General features: G+C 71.6%; 20 protein-coding genes. 5 read left to right on the forward strand and 15 right to left on the reverse strand.

All coding sequences use genetic code 11. The features are described 5' to 3' along the window. The first annotated feature begins 7 nt into the window (after window positions 1-7). On the forward strand, window positions 8-1,255 hold the full coding sequence (locus ACFC0B_RS25525; protein ID WP_376090074.1) for an MAB_1171c family putative transporter: 1,248 nt from the start codon (window positions 8-10) through the stop codon (window positions 1,253-1,255). Window positions 1,256-1,264: 9 nt separating this feature from the next. Next, window positions 1,265-2,446 carry a cytochrome P450 gene (locus ACFC0B_RS25530; protein WP_376090077.1) on the forward strand — a complete coding sequence of 394 codons (1,182 nt, stop codon included), beginning with the start codon at window positions 1,265-1,267 and terminating at the stop codon, window positions 2,444-2,446. A gap of 130 nt (window positions 2,447-2,576) precedes the next feature. Here the strand turns inward: ACFC0B_RS25530 and ACFC0B_RS25535 are convergent, their stop codons facing one another. Further along, a complete protein-coding gene (locus ACFC0B_RS25535) occupies window positions 2,577-3,491 on the reverse strand; it encodes a hypothetical protein (protein WP_376090080.1) in 915 nt (304 codons plus the stop codon). 344 nt (window positions 3,492-3,835) lie between these two features. On the opposite strand from ACFC0B_RS25535, the gene ACFC0B_RS25540 reads away from it, so the two are divergent. After that, window positions 3,836-4,672: a TrmH family RNA methyltransferase gene (locus tag ACFC0B_RS25540; protein ID WP_376090083.1), complete on the forward strand. Its 837-nt coding sequence runs from the start codon at window positions 3,836-3,838 to the stop codon at window positions 4,670-4,672. A gap of 7 nt (window positions 4,673-4,679) precedes the next feature. Here the strand turns inward: ACFC0B_RS25540 and ACFC0B_RS25545 are convergent, their stop codons facing one another. From ACFC0B_RS25545 to ACFC0B_RS25585, 9 genes are read right to left on the reverse strand one after another with little or no spacing between them, the layout of a single operon-like run. After that, entirely contained in the window at window positions 4,680-5,681 is a 1,002-nt protein-coding gene (locus tag ACFC0B_RS25545) for a glycosyltransferase family 4 protein (RefSeq protein WP_376090086.1), read from the reverse strand. Next, a complete protein-coding gene (locus tag ACFC0B_RS25550; protein WP_376090089.1) occupies window positions 5,678-6,529 on the reverse strand; it encodes a glycosyltransferase family 2 protein in 852 nt (283 codons plus the stop codon). The genes ACFC0B_RS25545 and ACFC0B_RS25550 overlap by 4 nt, the downstream gene beginning before the upstream one ends. Further along, the gene (locus ACFC0B_RS25555; RefSeq protein WP_376090092.1) at window positions 6,526-7,296 is read right to left on the reverse strand and encodes an HAD family hydrolase; all 771 of its coding nucleotides are present in this window, start codon (window positions 7,294-7,296) and stop codon (window positions 6,526-6,528) included. Before ACFC0B_RS25555 ends, ACFC0B_RS25550 begins: the two co-directional genes overlap by 4 nt. Beyond that, window positions 7,293-8,315: an NAD-dependent epimerase/dehydratase family protein gene (locus ACFC0B_RS25560; protein WP_376090095.1), complete on the reverse strand. Its 1,023-nt coding sequence runs from the start codon at window positions 8,313-8,315 to the stop codon at window positions 7,293-7,295. Before ACFC0B_RS25560 ends, ACFC0B_RS25555 begins: the two co-directional genes overlap by 4 nt. 26 nt (window positions 8,316-8,341) lie before the next feature. Beyond that, complete coding sequence (locus ACFC0B_RS25565; protein ID WP_376090098.1) at window positions 8,342-9,544, reverse strand: polysaccharide pyruvyl transferase family protein; 1,203 nt, start codon at window positions 9,542-9,544, stop codon at window positions 8,342-8,344. A 13-nt stretch (window positions 9,545-9,557) separates the two neighbouring features. Then, window positions 9,558-10,595, reverse strand: coding sequence for a hypothetical protein (locus ACFC0B_RS25570; RefSeq protein WP_376090101.1), 1,038 nt, complete (start codon window positions 10,593-10,595; stop codon window positions 9,558-9,560). Continuing rightward, window positions 10,592-11,605, reverse strand: a complete 1,014-nt coding sequence (locus tag ACFC0B_RS25575) for a glycosyltransferase family 2 protein (RefSeq protein ID WP_376090104.1) — start codon at window positions 11,603-11,605, stop codon at window positions 10,592-10,594. The genes ACFC0B_RS25570 and ACFC0B_RS25575 overlap by 4 nt, the downstream gene beginning before the upstream one ends. Next, complete coding sequence (locus ACFC0B_RS25580; RefSeq protein ID WP_376090107.1) at window positions 11,602-12,261, reverse strand: phytanoyl-CoA dioxygenase family protein; 660 nt, start codon at window positions 12,259-12,261, stop codon at window positions 11,602-11,604. The genes ACFC0B_RS25575 and ACFC0B_RS25580 overlap by 4 nt, the downstream gene beginning before the upstream one ends. Then, window positions 12,258-13,214 (reverse strand): NAD-dependent epimerase/dehydratase family protein, encoded by a 957-nt coding sequence (locus ACFC0B_RS25585; protein WP_376090110.1) that lies wholly within the window; start codon window positions 13,212-13,214, stop codon window positions 12,258-12,260. The genes ACFC0B_RS25580 and ACFC0B_RS25585 overlap by 4 nt, the downstream gene beginning before the upstream one ends. Window positions 13,215-13,667: 453 nt before the next feature. On the opposite strand from ACFC0B_RS25585, the gene ACFC0B_RS25590 reads away from it, so the two are divergent. Further along, window positions 13,668-14,966, forward strand: a complete 1,299-nt coding sequence (locus ACFC0B_RS25590; protein WP_376090113.1) for a hypothetical protein — start codon at window positions 13,668-13,670, stop codon at window positions 14,964-14,966. Next, complete coding sequence (locus tag ACFC0B_RS25595; protein WP_376090116.1) at window positions 14,963-15,676, forward strand: SDR family NAD(P)-dependent oxidoreductase; 714 nt, start codon at window positions 14,963-14,965, stop codon at window positions 15,674-15,676. Before ACFC0B_RS25590 ends, ACFC0B_RS25595 begins: the two co-directional genes overlap by 4 nt. Here the strand turns inward: ACFC0B_RS25595 and ACFC0B_RS25600 are convergent. The 5 genes from ACFC0B_RS25600 to ACFC0B_RS25620 all read right to left on the reverse strand — a co-directional run bounded on the left by ACFC0B_RS25600 (window position 15,649) and on the right by ACFC0B_RS25620 (window position 19,856). Then, window positions 15,649-16,071: an amidase gene (locus ACFC0B_RS25600; protein WP_376090118.1), complete on the reverse strand. Its 423-nt coding sequence runs from the start codon at window positions 16,069-16,071 to the stop codon at window positions 15,649-15,651. The genes ACFC0B_RS25595 and ACFC0B_RS25600 overlap by 28 nt on opposite strands. Window positions 16,072-16,157: 86 nt before the next feature. After that, window positions 16,158-16,991 carry a hypothetical protein gene (locus tag ACFC0B_RS25605; protein WP_376090120.1) on the reverse strand — a complete coding sequence of 278 codons (834 nt, stop codon included), beginning with the start codon at window positions 16,989-16,991 and terminating at the stop codon, window positions 16,158-16,160. A 3-nt stretch (window positions 16,992-16,994) separates the two neighbouring features. Further along, window positions 16,995-17,843, reverse strand: a complete 849-nt coding sequence (locus ACFC0B_RS25610) for a hypothetical protein (protein WP_376090122.1) — start codon at window positions 17,841-17,843, stop codon at window positions 16,995-16,997. Further along, window positions 17,824-18,669: an aldo/keto reductase gene (locus ACFC0B_RS25615; protein WP_376090125.1), complete on the reverse strand. Its 846-nt coding sequence runs from the start codon at window positions 18,667-18,669 to the stop codon at window positions 17,824-17,826. Before ACFC0B_RS25615 ends, ACFC0B_RS25610 begins: the two co-directional genes overlap by 20 nt. Continuing rightward, window positions 18,666-19,856: a cupin domain-containing protein gene (locus ACFC0B_RS25620; RefSeq protein WP_376090128.1), complete on the reverse strand. Its 1,191-nt coding sequence runs from the start codon at window positions 19,854-19,856 to the stop codon at window positions 18,666-18,668. The genes ACFC0B_RS25615 and ACFC0B_RS25620 overlap by 4 nt, the downstream gene beginning before the upstream one ends. Window positions 19,857-19,864 lie beyond the last annotated feature (8 nt).

The raw sequence follows: 19,864 nt of genomic DNA on the forward strand, positions 1-19,864 counted from the left end.
ACCACCCATGATCCGCCTCATTACGCTCGGGCTCCCTGCCCTCCTCATGGCAGCCGCCCTGTTCTGGATCCGCCCGCGCCGGAACGGCCAGGCCCGGCCAGCAAATTCCGCCAGCACCATCACGATGCTGCTCGCCTGGGCCGTCGCCATCGTGGGATTCCACCCCGGCGTGCAGGACGCGGCGGACGGTATCACCCGCGACCTCGCGAAGTTGGTCAGCAACGCGCTGATGCTCGTCGCGAGCGTCAGCGTCGTCTCCTGGCTCATGTTCCTCAACCACGAGAGGACAGAGGCCCGCAGACGGCTCCGGCCCCGGCTCGCTGTCCTCGGCGTGGCCGTCGCCGTGATGACGGCCTCCTTCTTCGCGGTCCCCACAGACCGCCGCTGGAGCAGCGAGTTCACGAACACCCACTGGGGCCAGGCCCCCGTGCTCCTGCACGTCTACACCCTCGCCTACGTGCTGGTCATGGGCCACGCCACCTACGACTGCCTCACCCAGACCTGGCACCGCAGCAGCCAGTCGCCCTGGCGGGTCCACCGTGCCGGCCTCCGCGCCGCCGCCGCCGGCTGCTTCTTCGTCCTGCTCTACCTGGCCTACAAGGTGGTCAACTCCGGAGCCTCGATCGCCGGCGTCGAACTCTTCCCGGGCGGCCCCCGCTGCACCACGCTCGTCACGCCGTACCGCTGTGCGTTCTCGTTCACCGCGCCCCTGGTGGGCGTGCTGCTGATCACCGCCGGCCTGACCGTCCCGGCCCTGCTGTGGCCGGCCGCCAAGATGCTGCGCCGACGGTGGGAGCGCAAGACCGCCCAGGACCTGCTGCCGCTGTGGACGGACTTGACCGCAGTTCGCCCGCAGGTCGTCCTGCGGGCGGTCGTCATCGAGACCGACCCGGACGTCGTCCTGCACCGCCGGGTGGTAGAGGTCTGCGACGGCATCCTCGACCTGGACCCCTACCGCTCACCCGCGATCGAACGGCTGGCCACCGACGCCGTCGCCCGCCGCGGCCAGGACGGCACCTCGACCGGTGCGGCGATCGTCGAGGCGGCCGTCGTCGCTGCGGCGATCGAGGCGGCCCGCAGCGGCGCCCGGCCGCAGCAGGCTCCCGCCCGCCAGGCCACCGGCGAGTCCGCCCGCGCGGGAGACCTCCGTGCCGAGGCCCTGTGGCTACGCTCGGTTGCCCAGCAGTACGCGACCAACGACATCGTCCGCACCGCCGTAGCCGCCCAGCGGCAGGCGGCTCCCGCTGCGGCATAGGGAACGACTATGGCCTCCCCCTTCGCCGACCCGGCGTTCTACGCCGACCGCTACCCCACCTACACCGCCCTGCGGACCTCCTCCCCGGTCCTGCAGGTCTCGTTGGACGGCGGGGCCTCCACCTCGACCCTCGTCACCGGCTACGACGAGGCCCGTCAAGCGTTCACCGCACCGCTGTCCAAGGACGCCGGCGCCTACTTCGCGGACAGGCCCTCCAACCGGTCGCTCCACCCCGCCGTCGCCCGCACCATGCTCACCGTCGACCCACCCGAGCACACCCGGCTGCGTCGGCTGGTGACGAAGGCGTTCACCCCGACCCGGATCGACGGGCTGCGCCTCTACATCCGCGCTCTCGCCGAACAGCTGGTCGGGGGCTGGGAGCCCGGCGACGAGGTCGACCTCGTCGAGGAGCTGGCCGGCCCGCTGCCGGTCACCGTCATCTGCCAGCTCCTCGGCGTACCGACAACCGACAGGGACTCGATCAGGGCCTGGTCGACCGACCTGTTCGCCACCGGCGACCACCATCGGATCGACGCGGCCTCCCACGCCCTGGCCGACTACATGGCCGGGCTGATCGAGGCCAAGCGCGCCCACCCGGACCGCTCGCTGCTCTCCGACCTGATCGCGGTCCACGACCAGGACGAGGACCGGCTCAGCGAGGACGAGCTGCTCTCGCTCGCCGTGCTGCTCCTGGTCGCGGGCCACGAGACCACCACCGCGGCGATCGGCAACGCCGTGCTGGCGCTGCTCCAGCACCCCGCCGAACTGGAGCACCTGCGCACCAGCCCGCACTGCATCGCCGACGCCGTCGACGAGCTGCTGCGGTACGACTCCCCAGTCAGCATCGCCACGTGGCGATGGGCACCCGAGGAGGTCGACCTCGCCGGACACACGGTGCCCGCCGGCAACCCGGTCTTCGTCTGCCCGGGCGCAGCCAACCGCGACCCGGCGAAGTTCCCCGACCCCGACCGGCTCGACTTCGACCGTCCGAACGCTGCCAGCCACCTCGCCTTCGGCCACGGGATCCACCGCTGCCTGGGCGCACCGCTGGCCAGCGCGGAGCTCGAGATCGTGCTCTCCGTCCTCTTGGCACACTCCTCCGGCCTTCGGCTGGCCGTCCCGGCCGACCAGCTCGTCTGGCGGCAGTCCCGGCTGGTCCGCGGCCTGGTAACCCTGCCGGTGCACGTCTAGGTGTCCGCGTGTGCGGGGGCAGGGATTCCTCCTCGCCCCCGCACACGCGGGCACGCCGGGCCCACGCGGGCCGCAAGCGTTACCCAGGTCAGCATGGTCGCGGATCTGCTCACGCGCCCGTCAGCAGGCCCTACGCGGCCTCGGCCGTCCCGGTGGCCATCGCAGCCCGGACCTTGGCCAGCCCTCTGGCCGTAGTCCGTGCCCGCGCCTCGTCCGGACCGCTCTGGCGGCGAGTTCCCGAGCACGCCGGGCACAGGCCCGGCTTCGGCAGCGGATCCCGGCACTCCTCGCACTCGGCGAGGCGTCGGCGCTGCGACGGCGGCGCGTCCAGGCACTGCGACGACGGCATCTTGCGCTCGAGACGGTTCTGGACCACCTTGGCCGGCGAGTAGATCACGCCCGGCAGCCCGGCCAGCAGCGCCTCGCGCAGGCCGTCCTCCGAGCCGCCCCGGTCCAGCCACGCCCGCACCAGCGGCGCGAGGGCCGACGCCTCGGCCTGCCCGAGCGGCAGTCTGCGCTCGGGCCGGACCGCCCGCAGGAGGATCGCAGCCGCCGCCCGAGTCTCCTCGTCGGCCTCCTGCCCGCTGTTGACGGTCGTTCGGGAGTCGGGTTCGTCCCCCCGCCCTCCCCTCTCCCCCTCGGGCCGCGATCCGCGCGGCTCCTCCGCCTGCGGCTCCTCGGCGACAGGGAGGGAGGGTTCTTTCACCAGGTTCTTTCCAAGAAGGGTGTCAGGATCGCCGTACTCCGGCTCACCGGACGCCGGTATGTCGGCACCCGGCAGCATCGCCCGCTGCGGCACGTCGAAAAGGTGGGCCTCGGAGCGGAGGCGGCCGTTCGGCAACCGCACCACGTCCACTCGGTAGTACCCCCACGCCCGAAGCTCGTCGAGCGCGTCCTCCACCGCCTTCCGGCCCTGCGGACTGGAGTCCGCCATCTGCCGGCAGGTCTCCCGCCACTCCTCCGGCCGCGACATCAGGTCGACGAACAGACCCTTGGCGGTATAGGAGATCGCGCGGTTCTGCGCCAGGGCGTTCGGGATGATCACGAATCGGGTCGGGTGCGGGCTGCGGTGGATACGCAGGGAGGGCCTCCTCGTTCCTCGGTCGGGCCTGTCCCAACCGGAGGGACGACGGACCATAGCCGCGAACCGTCCGCAAGTGAAGCCGACGCCGAGCGACCTTGATCACACAGGACGAAGTGCGCGTATCGCCCTCACCTCTGCATCTACCACTAGCGGTGTTGAGGCAGACGCACATGCGGGGGTCTCAGTGTCGGCCGGTCCGCGAACACGGTCGGGCGGTACTGCCGGTGTAGGGTTTCGAGCTGCGCTGGTGCGGACTCCGCCGTGGTCGGAACGCATCGAAGAAGTCGGCTCATCTTGGAGGACAGGTGCCAGCGATCCAGCGGATCACCTCCCGCAACGCGAAGTTCCAGCTGTGGGAGGCCCTGCTCACGAACCGGAAGAAGCGCAACCAGCTCGGCGAGTTCCTGGTCCAGGGGGTTCGGCCAATCTCACTCGCCGTTGAGTACGGCTGGCCGATCCATGCGCTGATCTACGACGACCGGCGGAAGCTGTCGAGCTGGGCGCAGGAGCTGCTCCGGACGACCCGGGCCGAGCGGGTCGTGATGGCTCCCGAGCTGCTGGCGGAGCTGGGCGAGAAGACCGAGGGGGCGCCCGAGGTGATCGCGGTGGTCGGCGTGCCGGCGGACGACCTCGGTCGGATCGAGGTCGGACCGGACTTCCTGGGCGTCCTGTTCGACCGGCCGACCACGCCGGGCAACATCGGGAGCATCATCCGGTCGGCAGACGCCTTCGGGGCACACGGCATGATCGTCTCCGGCCACGCCGCTGACATCTACGACCCGAAGGCCGTGCGGGCGACGACCGGCAGCCTCTTCTCGCTGCCGTCCGTCCGGGTGCCGGGGCCGACCGAGGTGATGACCTGGGTGGAGCAGCAGCGTGCCGCCGGTCACCCCCTGGTCCTGGTGGGCACGGACGAGAAGGGCGACGCCGATGTCTACGACTTCGACCTGACTCAGCCGGTTCTGCTGCTGGTGGGCAACGAGACGACCGGGCTGTCCAGCACGTGGCGGGAGCTGTGCGACTTCACGGTGAGCATCCCGATGACGGGTGCGGCCAGTTCGCTGAACGCGGCGAACGCCGCGACCGCGGTGCTGTACGAGGCTTCCCGGCAGCGGATCGCGGCCGGGAAGCGTTCGCGCTGACCGCAGGTCAGGTCCAGGTGCCTCCCGCGACGGCGCGGCGGTAGACCTCCAGGTACTTCGCGGCGATCACGTGGTGGCCCCAGCGGTCGACGGCGGTGGCTCGGAGGTACTCCGGGGCCGGGAGGCCGGCCAGGATCTTGGCGGTCTCCTCCGGGGTGGGCGTCCGCTCGGCCGGCAGGACGGTGCCAACGTGCGGAGCAATCTCGGCGAGGCACCCGTTGTCGGTGGCGATGACCGGGGTGCCGCTGACGGCGGCCTCGGCGACGACGGTGGCGCCAGGTTCGATCCACTCGCCTCCGAAGGGTCCGCCGAACGGCTGAGAGAGGACGAGCAGGGCGCGGGCGGCGGCGAGCATCTCGGTGCGCCGGCTGCCTCCGACCTCGCCGACGTACTCGGCGGTGCCGCGGTAGTCGGTGAGGATGCCGTGCAGGTAGTCCGGCTCCCAAGCGGGTCCGGCGAGCTTCAGGGATAGGCCGGCGGCTTGGGCGAAGGCGGCGGCGTCCCTGGCGCCCTTGTGGACGGAGACGCGGCCGAGGAACAGCAGGAAGTCGTCCTTCTCCTCCTGGTAGGTGTAGCGGTCGGGGTTGACCGGCAGCCGGATGACCGGTGCATCCGCGGACCCGGCGGCGCGGCGCTGGGCGTGGGAGAGGTAGACGCCGTTCGCCGTGTGCTCGGGCACGCCGTTGAGGTGGTGGGTGCGTATGGCGGGCCAGTCGGGTACGGCGGGCAGCAGCTGACCGTTGGTGTGGTCGTGCACCACGTCCGGGCCGAATGCTCGCAGCGCGTCCCGGGTGGTGTCGTAGGTGGTGGCGCCGGAGACGGTGAGGCCCGGCCGGAGGGTGCTGCCAGGTGCGCCGACCAGGAGGATCTCGTGGCCGACGGAAAGGAGTCCGTCGATGAGGGTGGCGACCACCCACTGGATGCCGCCGTAGCCCTGCGGCGGGACAGTGATCCATCGGCGGGTGTCCTGCCCGAAGCGGTGAGGCGGGTTGAGCATGGCGATCTTCACGAGCGCCTCCGAGCGGGGTCGAGGAGTTCGCGGCCGACACCGGTCAGCACGGCAACCGTGTAAAGGACGGCGAGCACGGCGGGGCGAGCGCCAGGGCCGCCGGAGCGGTTGCGTGTCCATTCCTTGTGCAGGCCGGCGCCGGCGGTGCCACGGCGGACCTCGCTGCGGCCCTGCCAGTAGGCGCGGCGCAGGAGGTAGCCGGGGTGGAGCCGGTGGGCGGGGATCAGGTGGCGGACCTGGGTGTGGTGGAGGATGGCGGTGGTTGCGCCGAGAGCGGCGAGCCGACGCACCAGCGTGGTGTCCTCGGCGGAGGCCAGGTTGGTGCCGACGCGGCCCAGACGGCTGTCGAAGTCGAGGCCGAGCAGCCGGGCGTGGTCGCGGTCGAGGGCGAAGCACCCACCCCAGATGCTGGCGGGCAGGTCAGGGTGGTGGGAGCCGAGGTAGTGCAGCTGCCCGGCAGTGAGCCACCACGGGGTTCGACGGCCTTGGAAATCGGCGGTGATACGGGTGCCGACCACGTGCGCCCCGTCGGCCAAGGCGGTGCGCAAGTCCTCTATGGCGCCGGTGGTGGGGACGATGTCATCGTCCACGAAGACGACGTAGCGGGTGGGGGCCTCCTTCAGCGCGAGGTTGCGGCTGTAGGACAGGCCGATGGTGGCCCCGTTGAAGAGGACGGTGCGGCGATCAGCGGGCTCAGTGAGCCGCCGCTGGCTCGCGGCGTCCGCGGCGGTGTCCACGACGACCACGAGGTGGTCGTCCGTGCCGAGTACACCGGGGAGCCGGTCGAGGGCGGCCAGCAGCAGGCCGGGCCGGTTGCTGCACACCGCCACCGTGAGCGGGACGGTCACCGGACCACCACCGTTCGGCGCCGGGCCGGGGCGCGGTCGGTGAGCCGGGTGGCCAGGTCGGCGAGGTCGCGGGCGTGCAGGCTGTGGTCGGCGGCGGGGTGCCGGCGGACCTCCAGGCGTTCGGCGCGCACCTCCCGGTAGGCGGCGACCAGCGCCGGGTCGGTGCCGGGCGGTGCGTTCCAACCGGTGGGCGGGGGGACGAGCGCGGCGTGCGCGCCGAGGCGCTGGGCGGGGGCGGCGTCGTGGTCGGGCCGGTCGCCGACCATGAGGGTGGTGGCCGGGGTCCAACCGAGCTGCTCGATGGCCCAGCCGAGCAGGCCGGGGTCGGGCTTGGCGATGCCCACAGTGGTGTCGAGGGCGACGAGGGCCAAGTGCTCAGTGGCGCCGCTGGCGCGCAGGGTCTCCTCGCACTCGGGGGGCTGGTTGGCCACCACGCACACCGGCCGGTGCTCGGCGAGGGCGGCGAGGGCCGCGACGGCACCGGGGACCATCTGCGCGAGGTCGGACCAGCGTCGGCGGACACTGGTCCAGGCGTGCGCGCCGGCCGGGCTGTAGAGACCGGGGCTGGCGGTGGCGCTGGCCCGCTGGAGGTAGAAGCGGCGCATCTCCGCGGTGAACCGTTCGATGGTCAAGGACGGGTCGGCTTCGCCGGCCTGCTCCAGGACGCCTTGGAGCCAGGCGAGTTCGAAGGGCTCGTCGTAGTAGAGGACGCCGCCGACGTCGGTGGCGATGGTCTCGACGGCCGGGGCGGCGGCGGGCTTGGTCACAGGGCGTCCGTCCGGGAGGTGGCGGTGGTGTACCACTCGGGCTGGGTGTCGGAGCCGGTTTCGAGGGTGAGCGTGCTGCGCGGGGTGACGGGACCGTGGCCCTTGGCCCAGGCGGCGGTGGCGGCGAGGCCGGCGGCCAGCGGGGTGTCCTCCCATCCGCCGAGCAGCATCCGGGCCAGCTCGCTGCTGGTGTAGGCGGCGTGGACCTCTTCGCGGGTCTCCAGGTGGCGGATCGGGTGGTCCGGCACGCCCATCGCCTCGCGGACCGCGTGGGCCATCTCCAGGACGGTGCAGGGCTGCTGGCTTCCGACGTTGATCACCCGGTTCCAGTGCTGGGGGTTGTCGGCGGCGTCGAGGAAGCAGCCGACGATGTCGTGGACGTAGGTGAAGGAGCGGCGCTGGCTGCCGTCGCCGTAGACGGTGATCGGCTCGCCGCGCAGGATCTGGTTGAGGAAGATCGCCACGGCGTTGCGCAGGGGGTCGCCCATGTTCTGGCGCTCGCCGTAGACGTTGTGCATCCGCAGCGCGGTGAACGGCAGGCCCTGCAGGTGCGCGGTGATGGCGAGTTCGCGCTCGATGGTGAGCTTGGCGTTGCCGTAGCTGTCGACGGGCTGGGGGTGGTCGTCCTCGCACATCGGGACGCGGCCGGTGCCGTAGACGGCGACGGAGGAGGCGTAGGAGAAGTACCGGACCTTCGTGCGCAGGGCGGCGTTGACCAGGTGGATGCTGCCGAGGACATTGACCTCGTAGTTGTGGGCCTTGACGGCGTGGCTGATGCCCTCGGCGGCGAACGCGGCCAGGTGGAAGACGCTGTCGAAGGCGTGGTCGGCGAAGAGGTCGTCCACGGTGGCGCGGTCGGCGATCGAGCCGACGACGAGCCGCGCGCTGTCGGGGACGTTCTCCTTCTTGCCGCCGTCGAGGTTGTCCAGGACGACGACCTCGTGTCCGGCGGCCAGGAGCCGGTCGGCGAGGTGGGAGCCGATGAATCCGGCTCCGCCGGTCACCAGGTGCAGGGCCATGCTGTGCTCCGATCGGGTTGGGATGTTCAGGAGGTGAGGAGGGCGCGCACCCGGGCGATGTCCGCGGTCGCGAGCGCGACCTGGGTGGGGAGGCGGGTGGCGAGGTGGTCGCGGAGCTTGGCGGTGTCGAGGTGGGCGAGGTGGTCGGCGGCGTCCGGGTCGGTGGTGAAGGCGGCGATGTCGCGGTGGACGTCGTCGGCTGGGACGTCGGGGCCGTAGGTGTCGGCGAGGACGCCGTGGAACTTCGGGCTGTGGCCGAGGGCGACGGCGGGGGTGCCGCTGGACAGGGCGCCGATCGAGGCGTGCAGGCGCTCGGAGACGACCAGCTCCGCGCCTCCGAGGACGGCCTTGTAGTCGGCGGCCCCGGTGCCGTCGGCGTCCAGGACGTGCACCGGCACGTGCGACAGGCGGGCCGCGATCTGCCGGGCCAGGAGGCGGTCGTCGTTGTGCTCGCGGGAGTCGTGGCAGTGCGGGACCAGGACTAGCGGGCGGCAGCGGACGCGCCACAGGGTGTCGGCGAGTCGGGTCAGCGCGTCCAGGTGCTGGGTGTCGCTGATCGGGCTGTAGCGGGTGACGCCCCGGCTCGGTGCCAGGCACACGTACTCCTGGGCGGGGTCGAGGCCGGCGGTGGCGAGCAGCTGCGCGGCGCGGTCGGGGCCGCCCGGCTGGAGGAGGAAGGCGGGGTCGGCGGAGAGCACCACCTGGTCGTCGGGTAGAGCGAGGGGGCCGGTGAGGTAGGCCAGGGTGGTGGTCTCCCGGACGGTCAGCAGGTCGAGGCGCTGGGCGGTGGCGGTGAACGCGGCCTGCTCGGCGGGGTCGGTGAACGGGCCGACGGACTGGCCGATCATCGCGGTGGGGATGCCGAGCTTCTGGGCGCGGTCGAGCACGGCGAGGTAGGAGGTGGAGACTCCGTAGTCGGAGGTGTGCAGGTCACCTCCGGTGGCGAGGACCATGTCCGCGTGCTGAAGGAGGCGGGCGGCGCGTTCGCGGCGGTGCTGCTCGGTTTCGACCGGCCGCATCGTGGCCCAGGAGCGGGAGACGACGAACGGGTCGGCGGTGCAGTCGGCGCCGCTTCCGGCGAGCGCTTCGCTGTCGAGGTCGGGGGTCTGGGTGAGGACGGTGACCGTGGTGTCGGGCGCGGCGGTGAGCGCGGTGGCCAGGGAGCGGGCGAGGGCCTCGACGCCTCGGCTCTCGCAGCTGGTGATGCCGGTGATCAGGATGTTGGGCACGGGGTCCTCCGGGCTAGTGGGTGAAGGCGAGGAGGTCGCCGAGGACGCGCCGGTAGTTGAACCGGCGGCGGAGTTCGTCCTGGATTCGGCCAAGCCTTTGACGGTTGGCGGGGCCGTCGCGCAGGAGCCGCGCGAGGTCCTCGGCCGGGTAGCCGCCGAGCAGGAACGGGCCGATCTGCTCGCCGTAGAGGTCGGTGGTGTAGGCGAGTTCGGGCGGAAGGGCGGGCATGGTGCCGGCCGCGATGGTCTCGAACATGCGTGGGGTGAGCAGGTGTTGGTGGGCGAGCAGGGGCCGGGCCAGGACTGGGGTGATCTCGGCCTTCGCCATCTGGGTGAGGACCTGGCCGAACGGGACGGGTCCGGTGACCTTGACTCCGCGCTCGGCCAGCCAGCCGGGCCGGTTGGCGGTGGCGGCGAGGTGCTCGGGGTGCGGGTCGCCGGACCACCAGCGGCCGGCTACCCGCAGGCGGGTCAGCGGTGGCCTCGCCGACCGGGCGGCCTCGATGAGCTGGGCGAGGGCGTCCCAGCGCCACCAGTTCGCGCCGACGTACTGGAGGTCGTAGGTCGCGACCGGTGTCCGCTCCGGGCGGTGCACCGGCTTGGGCATCCCGAAGTAGGGGAAGAATTGGGCGCCGTCGGGGAGCTTGCCGAGGCGCGGCTGGAGGATCAGGTCGCTCAGGTCCCGGTACAGCTGCTGCCACTGCTGGTGGCCGTAGGCTCCGGCGGAGTCGTCCACGCCGAGGACAGTGTGCTCGCCCCAGTGGGCGTCCGGGTCCAGGACGATCCGGCGCTCCCGCGGGAAGCGCTCGCACAGCTCCAGCCGTCGCCCGTCCAGGAACTGGCGGCCCTCGAAGACCAGGACCAGGTGGGTGCCCCAGGCCAGGTCGTCGACGACCGGCAGCAGGTCGGGGACCTGGTCGTCCAGGCGGCACAGCGGCCCGGCGAGGGCGACCTCGCAGTCCAGCGCCGGGGCGGCGCGCACGTACTCGGCGATCATGTGCGCCGATCCGGCCTGCCAGTGGAAGTCCCCGGCGAACAGCACCCTGGTCATCGCGCGCCCCCGGCGGTGCGCAGTCGGCGGTGGGCTCGGCGGCGCCGGGCGATGGTCGGGGTGAGCCGCAGCAGCCACCAGGCGGCGACGGCCGTCTCCGCCCACCCACGGACCGGAGTAGTGTTCCCGCCGACCGAGCGGCCGGCCAGGTCCTGGCGCAGCCACCGCCCGGCCAGAGAGAGGATCGCGGGCCACGTCCAGGTGACGTCGGTGAGCAGGAAGTAGTACCGGTTGCGGCGCATCTGCACCCGCCGGTAGGTGCTCGCGCCGGTTCCGCCACCGCCGTAGTGCTGGATGCCCAGGTCCAGGTTGAGGGCGACCCGCCAGCCCGCCCAGCGGGCCCGGCGGCACAGGTCGGTCTCCTCGTAGTAGGTGTGGAAAACCCGGTCGAACAGTCCGAGCGTGCGCAGGACCTCGGTCCGGACGAGCAGGGCGGTGCCCTGGACGTAGGCGTGCTCCAGGGTGGCGGGGGCCCGGCCGTGCGCGGGTCCGGCCGGGGAGGGTCGGTTCGGGCGGTCGCCCACGAAGCCGTCGGCCTCGCCGAGCTTCAGCGCGAGGCGCGACCACTCGTTGTGCTCGTCCAGCGTGACGGGCCCGCCGTCGGCCTCGGTGTAGACGTACTGCATGGGGCCGCAGATGCCGTAGGTGGGCCACTGCTCCATGAAGGCGGTCAGCTGGTGGACGAGGTCGGCCGGGGTGCGGGTGTCGGGGTTGACGAGGAACACGTAGTCGGCGCCAGCGGTCAGGGCGGCGCGCATGCCGACGTTGTTGGCGCGGGCGAAGCCGAGGTTGGCGTCGTTCTGGATGATCTGCACCGTGGGGAAGGCGTCACGGATCATCTCGGTGCTGCCGTCGGTGGAGGCGTTGTCGACGTAGTAGACGGTGAGGTCGAGGTCGGGGGTGTTGCTGGCGAGGAGAGTGGACAGGCAGGCGGTCAGCCAGCGCGCCTCGTTGGTGCCGACCGTGACGGTGGCGACCTTCGGGCGGCGGGCGGGTTCGGTGCTGGTCACGGTGCCTCCGTGGTGTCGGGGACGAACTCGATGACGAGGCTGCGGCGGGGCCGCTCGGTGGGGTTGGGGCGCGAGGCGTGGACGGTCCGCACGTCGTGCACGGCCACGTCGCCGGCCTTCGCGCCGACCGTCAGCACGGGCCCGGCCTCGCGGACCTGGTCCACGTCGGCGTCGTCGGCCAGGAGGTGGCTGCCGGGCACGAACTCCAGCGCTCCGTTGGAGGCGTCGGAGTCGTCCAGGAACAGGCTCAGGTTGATGGCGCGGCCGGGTTCGGCGTCGGTGCGGTCGCGGTGCCAGGGGACGGCGGCGGCCACGTGCGGCATCTTGACGATCAAGGCGACGACGCGGGCCCGCGCCGGACCGCCCAGGATGGACTCGGCGAGGTGGTGCAGCGGGCCGGTGGCGAACAGCCCGGCCGCGAGCGGGGCGCCCGATTGCTGCTCGAGATTGTGGACGCGGTAGAGCACCGGCGTGCTCTCACCCTCTCGGGTGAAGTGCCAGAAGTCGTCGCTGCGGTGGCCGTCCTCGAAGGCGGCGACCATCGCGTCGGCCTCCGCGCGCAGCCGCTCCAGCAGCGGATCGGTGACCACGGCCGGGACGACGGTGAACCCGTCCTCCCAGAGTCGGCCGAGGATCTCGGCGGTCGGCGCGCTCACCGGGTGGCCCCGGCAGCGAGCTGTTCGGCGAACCAGGCAACGGTGGCGGCCAGGCCGTCCTCGATCGCCGTCCGCGGTGCCCACCCAAACTCCTCGCGGGCCAGGGTGGTGTCGGGCCTGCGGCGGACCGGGTCGTCCTCGGGCAGGGCGGTGAACTCCACCTCCGCGGCGGAGCCGGTGAGGTCGAGGACCAAGTGGGCGAGGGCCAGCACCGTCCGCTCGTCCTCGGTTCCCAGGTTGACCGGGCCCGGGTGGTCGCTCGCGGCGACAGCCAGCAGCCCGGCCACCGTGTCCTCCACGTAGCACAGCGAGCGACTCTGGCCGCCGTCCCCGGCGACCTGCAGCGGCTGCCCGGCGAGCGCCCGGGTGACGAAGGCCGGCACCGCGCGGCCGTCGTCGGTGCGCATCCGCGGGCCGAAGGTGTTGAAGATCCGCACGATCGCGGTGTTGGTGCCGAACTCACGGCGGTACGCGGCGGTGCTCGCCTCCGAGAAGCGCTTGGCCTCGTCGTAGACGCTGCGCGGTCCGATCGGATTGACGTTTCCCCAGTACGCCTCGGTCTGCGGGTGCTGGTGCGGGTCGCCGTACACCTCCGAAGTCGAGGCCAGGACGAACCGGGCCCCGCGCTCCTTCGCCAACTCCAGCACGTTCAGCGTGCCGATAGAGCCGACCGACAGCGTCGGAAGCGGGTGACGCAGGTAGTCCGCCGGGGAGGCCGGCGAGGCCAGGTGGAACACCACGTCCACCTCGCCCGCGACGACGAGCTTGTCGTTGACGTCCTGCTCGACCAGCTCGAAGTGCTCGGTGCCGAGCAGGTGCGCGAGGTTGTCGCGGCTGCCAGTCAGGAAGTTGTCCACGCAGACCACGGCGAGGCCGTCGCGGATCAACGCGTCGCACAGGTGGGATCCGATGAATCCGGCTCCACCGGTCACAACAGCGGTCCTTCGGGGCATGGGACTCCTCCAGGCTCGGGCACGCCCGACCCGCCCGGCGGCATGAGAGCACGGCGGGCTGGAACGGCGTACGCGGTGAACGGGTGCGGGCGCGGCCGGCTTGTCGCGCCCCGGTGATCAGTACGAGCGGTCCGTCCGTCGATGAACGTCGTCTCGTCGTGCGGCCGGGTCAGCGTCAGGTCCCTGATGTGGTCCCCGGTCGGCCCCCAGGGCACCCGGCCGCAGTTCAGCCAGCCGGGCACCCGCCGGGGGGAGCACTAGCTAACCCCCGATCAACCGCCGCTGAACAGAGCGGGCTTGTCGTCTTCCTGTCGTCTTCTGGCCCCAGCCGCCTCGGAGGTACCATCAGCGCAAAGTGGTGGGCCAACTACGGTCCGGTGAACACATCGGGGGTTGGGAATGGGCCGATCGACCGGCTTACGCGCACCGGTTCGGCTGATTCATCCGCTGAGCGTGGTACGGGAGGAGAAGGACTGGACCTACCAGGACGTTGTCGACATCGTCGCCAAGGCCACCCGCCGGTCGGCCGACCGGCGCAAGGCGTGGAAGTGGGAGCACTGGAGCGTCGAGCCGGACGCGGAGAGCCAAGCAGCCCTCGCCGCCGAACTCGGCGTTCCGATGAAGGAGGTGCACCGGCTCGGCTGGCCCGGCTGGCTGCCGGACGGCGGCCCGGTCCGCACCGGTTTCCCCTGGACCCGCGCGGGGACGCTCCAGTCGTTGGACGACACCTTGGAGCACGCCATGCTCGACCGACGCGGATTCATGAAGCTCGGCGGCGAGGCCCTGACCGCGCTCGCCGGCCAATGGCTCACCCGAGCCCCCGAGCCGGTGGCCGCAGCGCTAGCCGGAGGCCGCATCGACATCCAACTCGCCGCGGACCTGGAGGACGGCCTTCCCCGGATCCGACGTCTGGAGGCCCGCCTCGGGGGACCGCGCGCCCGCCAGCTTCTGGACGCCGAACTCGGCACGGTCACCGGCATCCTCAAGGAGGCGTCCTACTCCGACAAGGTCGGCCAGCGGCTGCTCCGCCTCGGCGCCGAGCTTGCCCGCCTCGCCGGGTGGGCCTCCTTCGACGCCGGACTCCACGCCGCAGCACAGCGGTACTGGGCCGCCGGCTTGCGCGCCGCCCATACCTCCACCGACCGCGCACTGGGCGCCAACATCATCAAGTCGCTCAGCCTCCAGTGCTACGACCACGGCCTCTACGCTGACTCGCTCTCGCTCGCTGAGGCTGCCGTCGAGGGAGCCGGTGAGGTCACCCCCCGGACCTTGGCCATGCTGCTGCTACGGCAAGCCCGTGCGGCAGCGGCCTGCGGAGACCACGCCGAGTGCGATCGGCTGCTGTCCGCAGCCGAGACACAGATGGCCCACGCCGACAGCAGCGACGACGATCCTGACTGGACCAACTACTTCGACGCTGCGGAGTTCCACGCCCAAACCGCCACCTGCCACGCCGACCTCCGCCGCCCGCGACTCGCCCAGCGCCACTACGGCACCGCGCTGGCCCTCATGCCAGCCGCCAAACGCCGCGACCTGGCCACCTACACCATCCAGAACGCCCGGACGCACACCACGCTCGGCGATGCCGACCACGCCGTCCACCTCCTGGAGACGGCCATCCCGATGATCACCTCTGCACCATCTCATCGGAACGCCGCCCGCGCTGCCGCCGCGCGTGCCGAACTTCCGCTCACCCCCAAGGACCCGAAAGTCCAGCGCCTCGATCAACTGCTCGCCACACTGGTCGCATGACCACACAACCCGTCTCCCGCGTCGCGCTCGTCTCCGGCGGAAACCGCGGCTTGGGCCTCGCCGTCGCCACCCGCCTCGCCGAACAGGGCATGCAGGTCGTCCTCGGCGTGCGCGACCGCCTCGCCGGCCGGGAGGCGGAAGAAGCCCTTGGCCGCAAGCGGCTGTTCGTCCACTCGCACGAACTGGACGTCACCGACCCGGCCAGCGTCGCCCGCTGCATCGCCGACGTTGCCGCTCCGCTCGGACGCCTGGACGTGCTGGTCAACAACGCCGCAGTTGCCGTCGACCGCGGTCAGGCCGCTGCCGCGCCGGACTTCGAGCGCGTCCGGGCCACCCTGGACACCAACCTGCTCGGTGCCTGGCGGCTTGCCGCCGCAGCTGCTCAGGAGATGCGGAAGAACGGCTATGGCCGCATCGTCAACATCACCAGCCACCTCGGCTCACAGAGCAACATGGGTACCGGAAACGTGAGTTACCGGGTCTCCAAGGCCGGCCTCAACGCCCTCACCCAGATCCTCGCCGCCGAACTCCACGGGACTGGAATCCTGGTCAACGCCGTGTCTCCCGGACGCATGGCGACCCGCATGGCCTACGGCGAGACCGACCGTACCCCGGAGGACGCCGCCGACACACCCGTCTGGCTCGCCACCCTCCCCGACGACGGCCCCACCGGCGGCCTCTTCTACGAGCGCAAGCCCCTCGACTGGTGAGCACCACCCGGATCGACCGTCACGTGAGTCGACGAGTCGGTCACCGCGTGGATGAACCTCACCACATCCGCCGCGGTGTAGCCGAGCAGCTCAGCCCGGTGGACTGCGAGCAACAGCAGCTGCGCCACCGACTCAGCCCCGTAGCCGTTGAGGCCGTCGCAGAACCACTCGTGGGGCTTCTCCACCCCAACGTCGTTCAGCACAAAACCGTGGCTTCGACGGACCTCGCGAGCAACCTGACCGATCGCGTCGAGCAGGTGCTCGCCCTCGCGCTCACACACGAGACGGCTACCCTTCTCATCTGCGACACATCCGGCCGGGAGAACCCCAGTCAGGACGAGACTCCTCGCTGGCTGGTGGTGGTCGTCGAGCCCGAGTTCGAAAGAGTGCAGCACATCAACTCCGTTTCCGCACATGACCCTAGCGAGCCAGGCCGCAGCTCACTATCGCTCGGCAGGGTGATGTGTGGCGACGAAGCGATTCAGTCCCCCTGAAGAGCGCGGATCAGCCGGGCGGCCTCCCGGTGCGCCAGCCCCATTCGCGGGTCGTCGTTCGGACCAGCGTGCCGTCCGACGATCTTCGCCAGCACGAACAGCTGCATCACCATCCCGGCGCGGCTCTCAAGGTCTGCCCGGCGCTCCCTGCGTACCCGGTCCGCGAGCGCCGGTACGGCGAGGGAGGCAGCGTACAGCGACGCCGAGTCGAGTCCGCGAGGCGCCATCCCCCAGTCCTCCCAGTCGAACATGCAGAACGCACGAGGGCCCGTGATGTTCGCCCAGTTCAGATCGGCATGAGCAGGACACCACTGGTCCACCCGAGTTTCGTGTGCTCCGGGAAAGGCGGCCTTGATGGTGGCGTCGACCAGCTGCTGCGTGATCTGTTCGGTGTCCGGGGTCGCCACGCGGGCCGTTCGTTGAAGGGCCAGCTCTGCCAGCGAGGCGTTCAGCGAGCGCCACCAATCGTCCGGTAGCTCCGGGTCGACGGCCGTCACGGCGGCTCCGACCGGGAGTTCGGGCAGCAGCGAGGTCTCGTCCGCGTGCCAGATCGCCCGGTCGTCCGGGTCCTGCCATGTCGTCGACCCGTACCAGCGTGGCATCGCCACGCCGGCCAACGCCGCTGTGGCTGCGAATCCACCCCAGCCCTGTTCCCGCGCCCGTGCCCACGGACGGCGCTCGACCCGGGCCCAGGTGCCGCGGTCGGTGCCGGCTCCGACCGTCCGGCGCTTGCGTACCACGCTTCGCCGGTCCAGCCTCGTGCCGAGGCGCTGCTCCACCTGGTCCAAGACGTGATCGACGGGCTCCTGCCGAAGGTCCATGGTCTACCGGACGAGGCCGGCGTCGGTGCTCTGCGGCGGGGTGATACCGGTCAGCTCACGTGCCCGCTCGGCGAGGAGCGGGGCGAGTTCAGGGTAGTACCCGCGGTCAACGGCCTGGAGCATCTCCGCAATGGCGATGAGCTGCCCCACGCGGCCGGCCGGGGTGTCGAGGATGTCGGCGAACTCCGTACGGATACGGTCCGCGACGGCGGGCACGAGGAGGCTGCTGACCCACAGGACCGCCGGGTCGTAGCCCACCGGCACCTGACCCCAGCGTTCCCAGTCGAGGATCTTGAGCGGCTGGGCGGTCAGGTTGGCCCACTGGAGATCACCGTGCCCGGTGGTCCGCTCGACGTCGGCCGGGGCTGGGATGCCGAGGTACTTCGGGAAGACCTCGTCAACCCACGTCTGGCGCAGCGTGAGCTTCGTGCTTGGTGCTTCCGCGATGCCGGCCAGCGCGTTCCGTAGCCCGGTCCACCAGCTGTCGTCCAGGCCGGGGTCGGCGCGGAGGTCCGGGGTCGAGGAGATCGCGGAACCTACCAGGTCGAAGACGTCGGCCTGGTAGAACCAGTTGGCCTCCGTCCAGTCCACGGTGTCGTGGAGCCGGGGGCGCGGGACGGAGACGGGTACGAGCTGGTCAGCGCCGAGGGCGCCCTGGCCTGTCGGCCGGGGCGCCCTGCGGCGGCTGCTTCTGGAGACCCGGAGCCAGACGTTCTCGGCCCGGCGGCCGACCGTGGTTCCGGAGGTGCCGAAGACCGACGGTCCGGTGCACACCAGGCCGAGGAATCCGGCGGCCTTTTGATGGGCTGCCGTCAGGTCGTGCCGGGTGTCGTCATTCAGCTGAAAGGACATCGAGCACCGTCCGGAGTCGTGCGCCGGGGATCGGCTGGGCGAGAGCGTCTCGGGCATCCTCCCAGTGCTGGAGGGTGCTGGTCGAGGTGAGGACGACGTCCAGGGCGGGGCAGGCACCGATGAGCTGGAACGCGGCGTTGTGCGAGGTCGATCCCGGCTGGATGAGGTTCACCAGTTCGGGTGTCATCAGACCCGGCAGTTCACCTCCGTGCAGCGGTGCGGAGGCGAACGTCATGATCCCGGCATCGCGCGCGTGAACGAGCGGCCCACCTCCGTCGAGGGCCTGAGTGATGGGCTCGGCCATGACGAGGCTGACCGGCAGCTGGACGCCGGCGAGACGGTGGTTCGCCGACTCGGCCGCCTCGGCGGCCAGGGCGATCAGTTCGGCGACGGTGAACGCCTGGTTGGTGAAGCCGGCCCAGGTGGCGACGCCGTACCCCCCGATACGGCTGGCCTGCGCGAACTCCTCCAGCACGGCGAACGCGGCGCGGAGGTTGTGGTGCAGCTGCTGCCGGTCATGGGCGGACCGTTCGGGGTTGTGGACGAAGACGATGTCGGCACGACCGAGGGCGGCGAGCGATTCCTCGGTCTGGGCGCGGACGTCGGCAGGGGCGAGGCTGTGGTGGCCGTCCGGGTTGAAGCCGGTCTTCGTCGTCACCTTGGCGGTCGGGTGCTCGGCGAGGATCGGGGCCAGGTCGTGGTGTGCCCGGCCGTGGCCGTAGTTGGGGGCGGTGTCGATCCACTTCGCCCCGGCGGCGAGGGCAGTGCGCGCCGCTTCGCCAGCGGCGCGCACCCGGTAGGTCCCCAGGCCGAGTTCCGGGCTCATTGGCCGACCCCGACCACGGCGAGGGCCTGGCCCTGGACGAGTACGGTGAGGACGCTGGCCACGTCCTTGACCTCCAGGCCGGAGGCTTCGGCGAGTTCCCCGATGCTGACCGGGTCGCCGGTCAGCAGGGCCTGCAGGGCGGGTTCGACCCGCTCGGAGAAGTCCCATGCGGTTCCGACGGCAGACAGGGTGACGGTCCGGGCGGTGGGGTCGCTGGTGAGTTCGGCGCGTGGGGAGGTGATCCGCACCTTGATCTCCGGCTCCGCGGGGACGGTGTCCACGAAGGGCAGGGACGGGGCCGGTCGGCCGAAGTGGGTGGTGCCGGAGGCCGTGGCCCAGCGGTCGATCAGGTCGGGGTCCGACAGTGCGGCGAGCATCGCAGCCCTCAGATCGGCCAGGTACCCGGCCTTCTCGTCCGCTCCGGCGTGGAGCGGCACGTCCTTCCGCACGGCGGGGCTCTCGTGCAGCTCGTCCACCAGCCAGCCCAGGAGCGTGGCGCCGGTCTGAGCGACGAGTCCGAAGGTGAGGTGCAGCGACTCGCTGCCCTGGTCAGCAGTGACGCTGTGCCACCAGCCGCGCGGCAGGTACAGGACGTCACCTGGGTGGAGGACGACATCCGCGACGGGCTCGCCCTCGGGTTCCTCCGGTGAGTCGACGTCGCGGAAGGTCGGGGCTTGCCGGGTCGGCTCCCACAGCCGCCAGCGCTTCGCCCCGTACTGCTGGACCACGATCACGTCGTGATCGTCCCAGTGCCGGCCGAAGCCCTCCTTCTCCGTCCAGGAAGCGTAGAGGTTGGTCTGCACGGGCGTGCCGATGAGGCGCTCCAACGCCTCGGCGGCGGCGCGGATCGGCGGGTGGATCTCGTCGATCGCGTCCACCACGAGCGAGGCACCCTCGGCGAGCTGAGTGTGCAGCTGCGCGGGGTGCAGCCGGTTCCAGGTCACCCCGCGCCGATTGGTCGCCGGCGTCGAGTACCGGCCGACGGGAACGGTCTGCCCGTCCATCGACAGCCGCAGCCGCGGCGGGTCGATGCGGTGGGTGGCGAGGATGGTGTTCAGATCGTCCCAAGACAAGAGGGGAGCGGTGTCAGCACCCTCAGCGGGAATCACGGTGTAGGAGCGGTGGAGCGCCTGGGTGAGGAACTGGTCCCCACCCAGGCGCGCCGCCCACGAGGCGGTCTCATGCATCGTGGGCG

It is taken from the genome of Kitasatospora sp. NPDC056184 (assembly GCF_042268405.1).
Taxonomy (GTDB): Bacteria; Actinomycetota; Actinomycetes; order Streptomycetales; family Streptomycetaceae; genus Kitasatospora.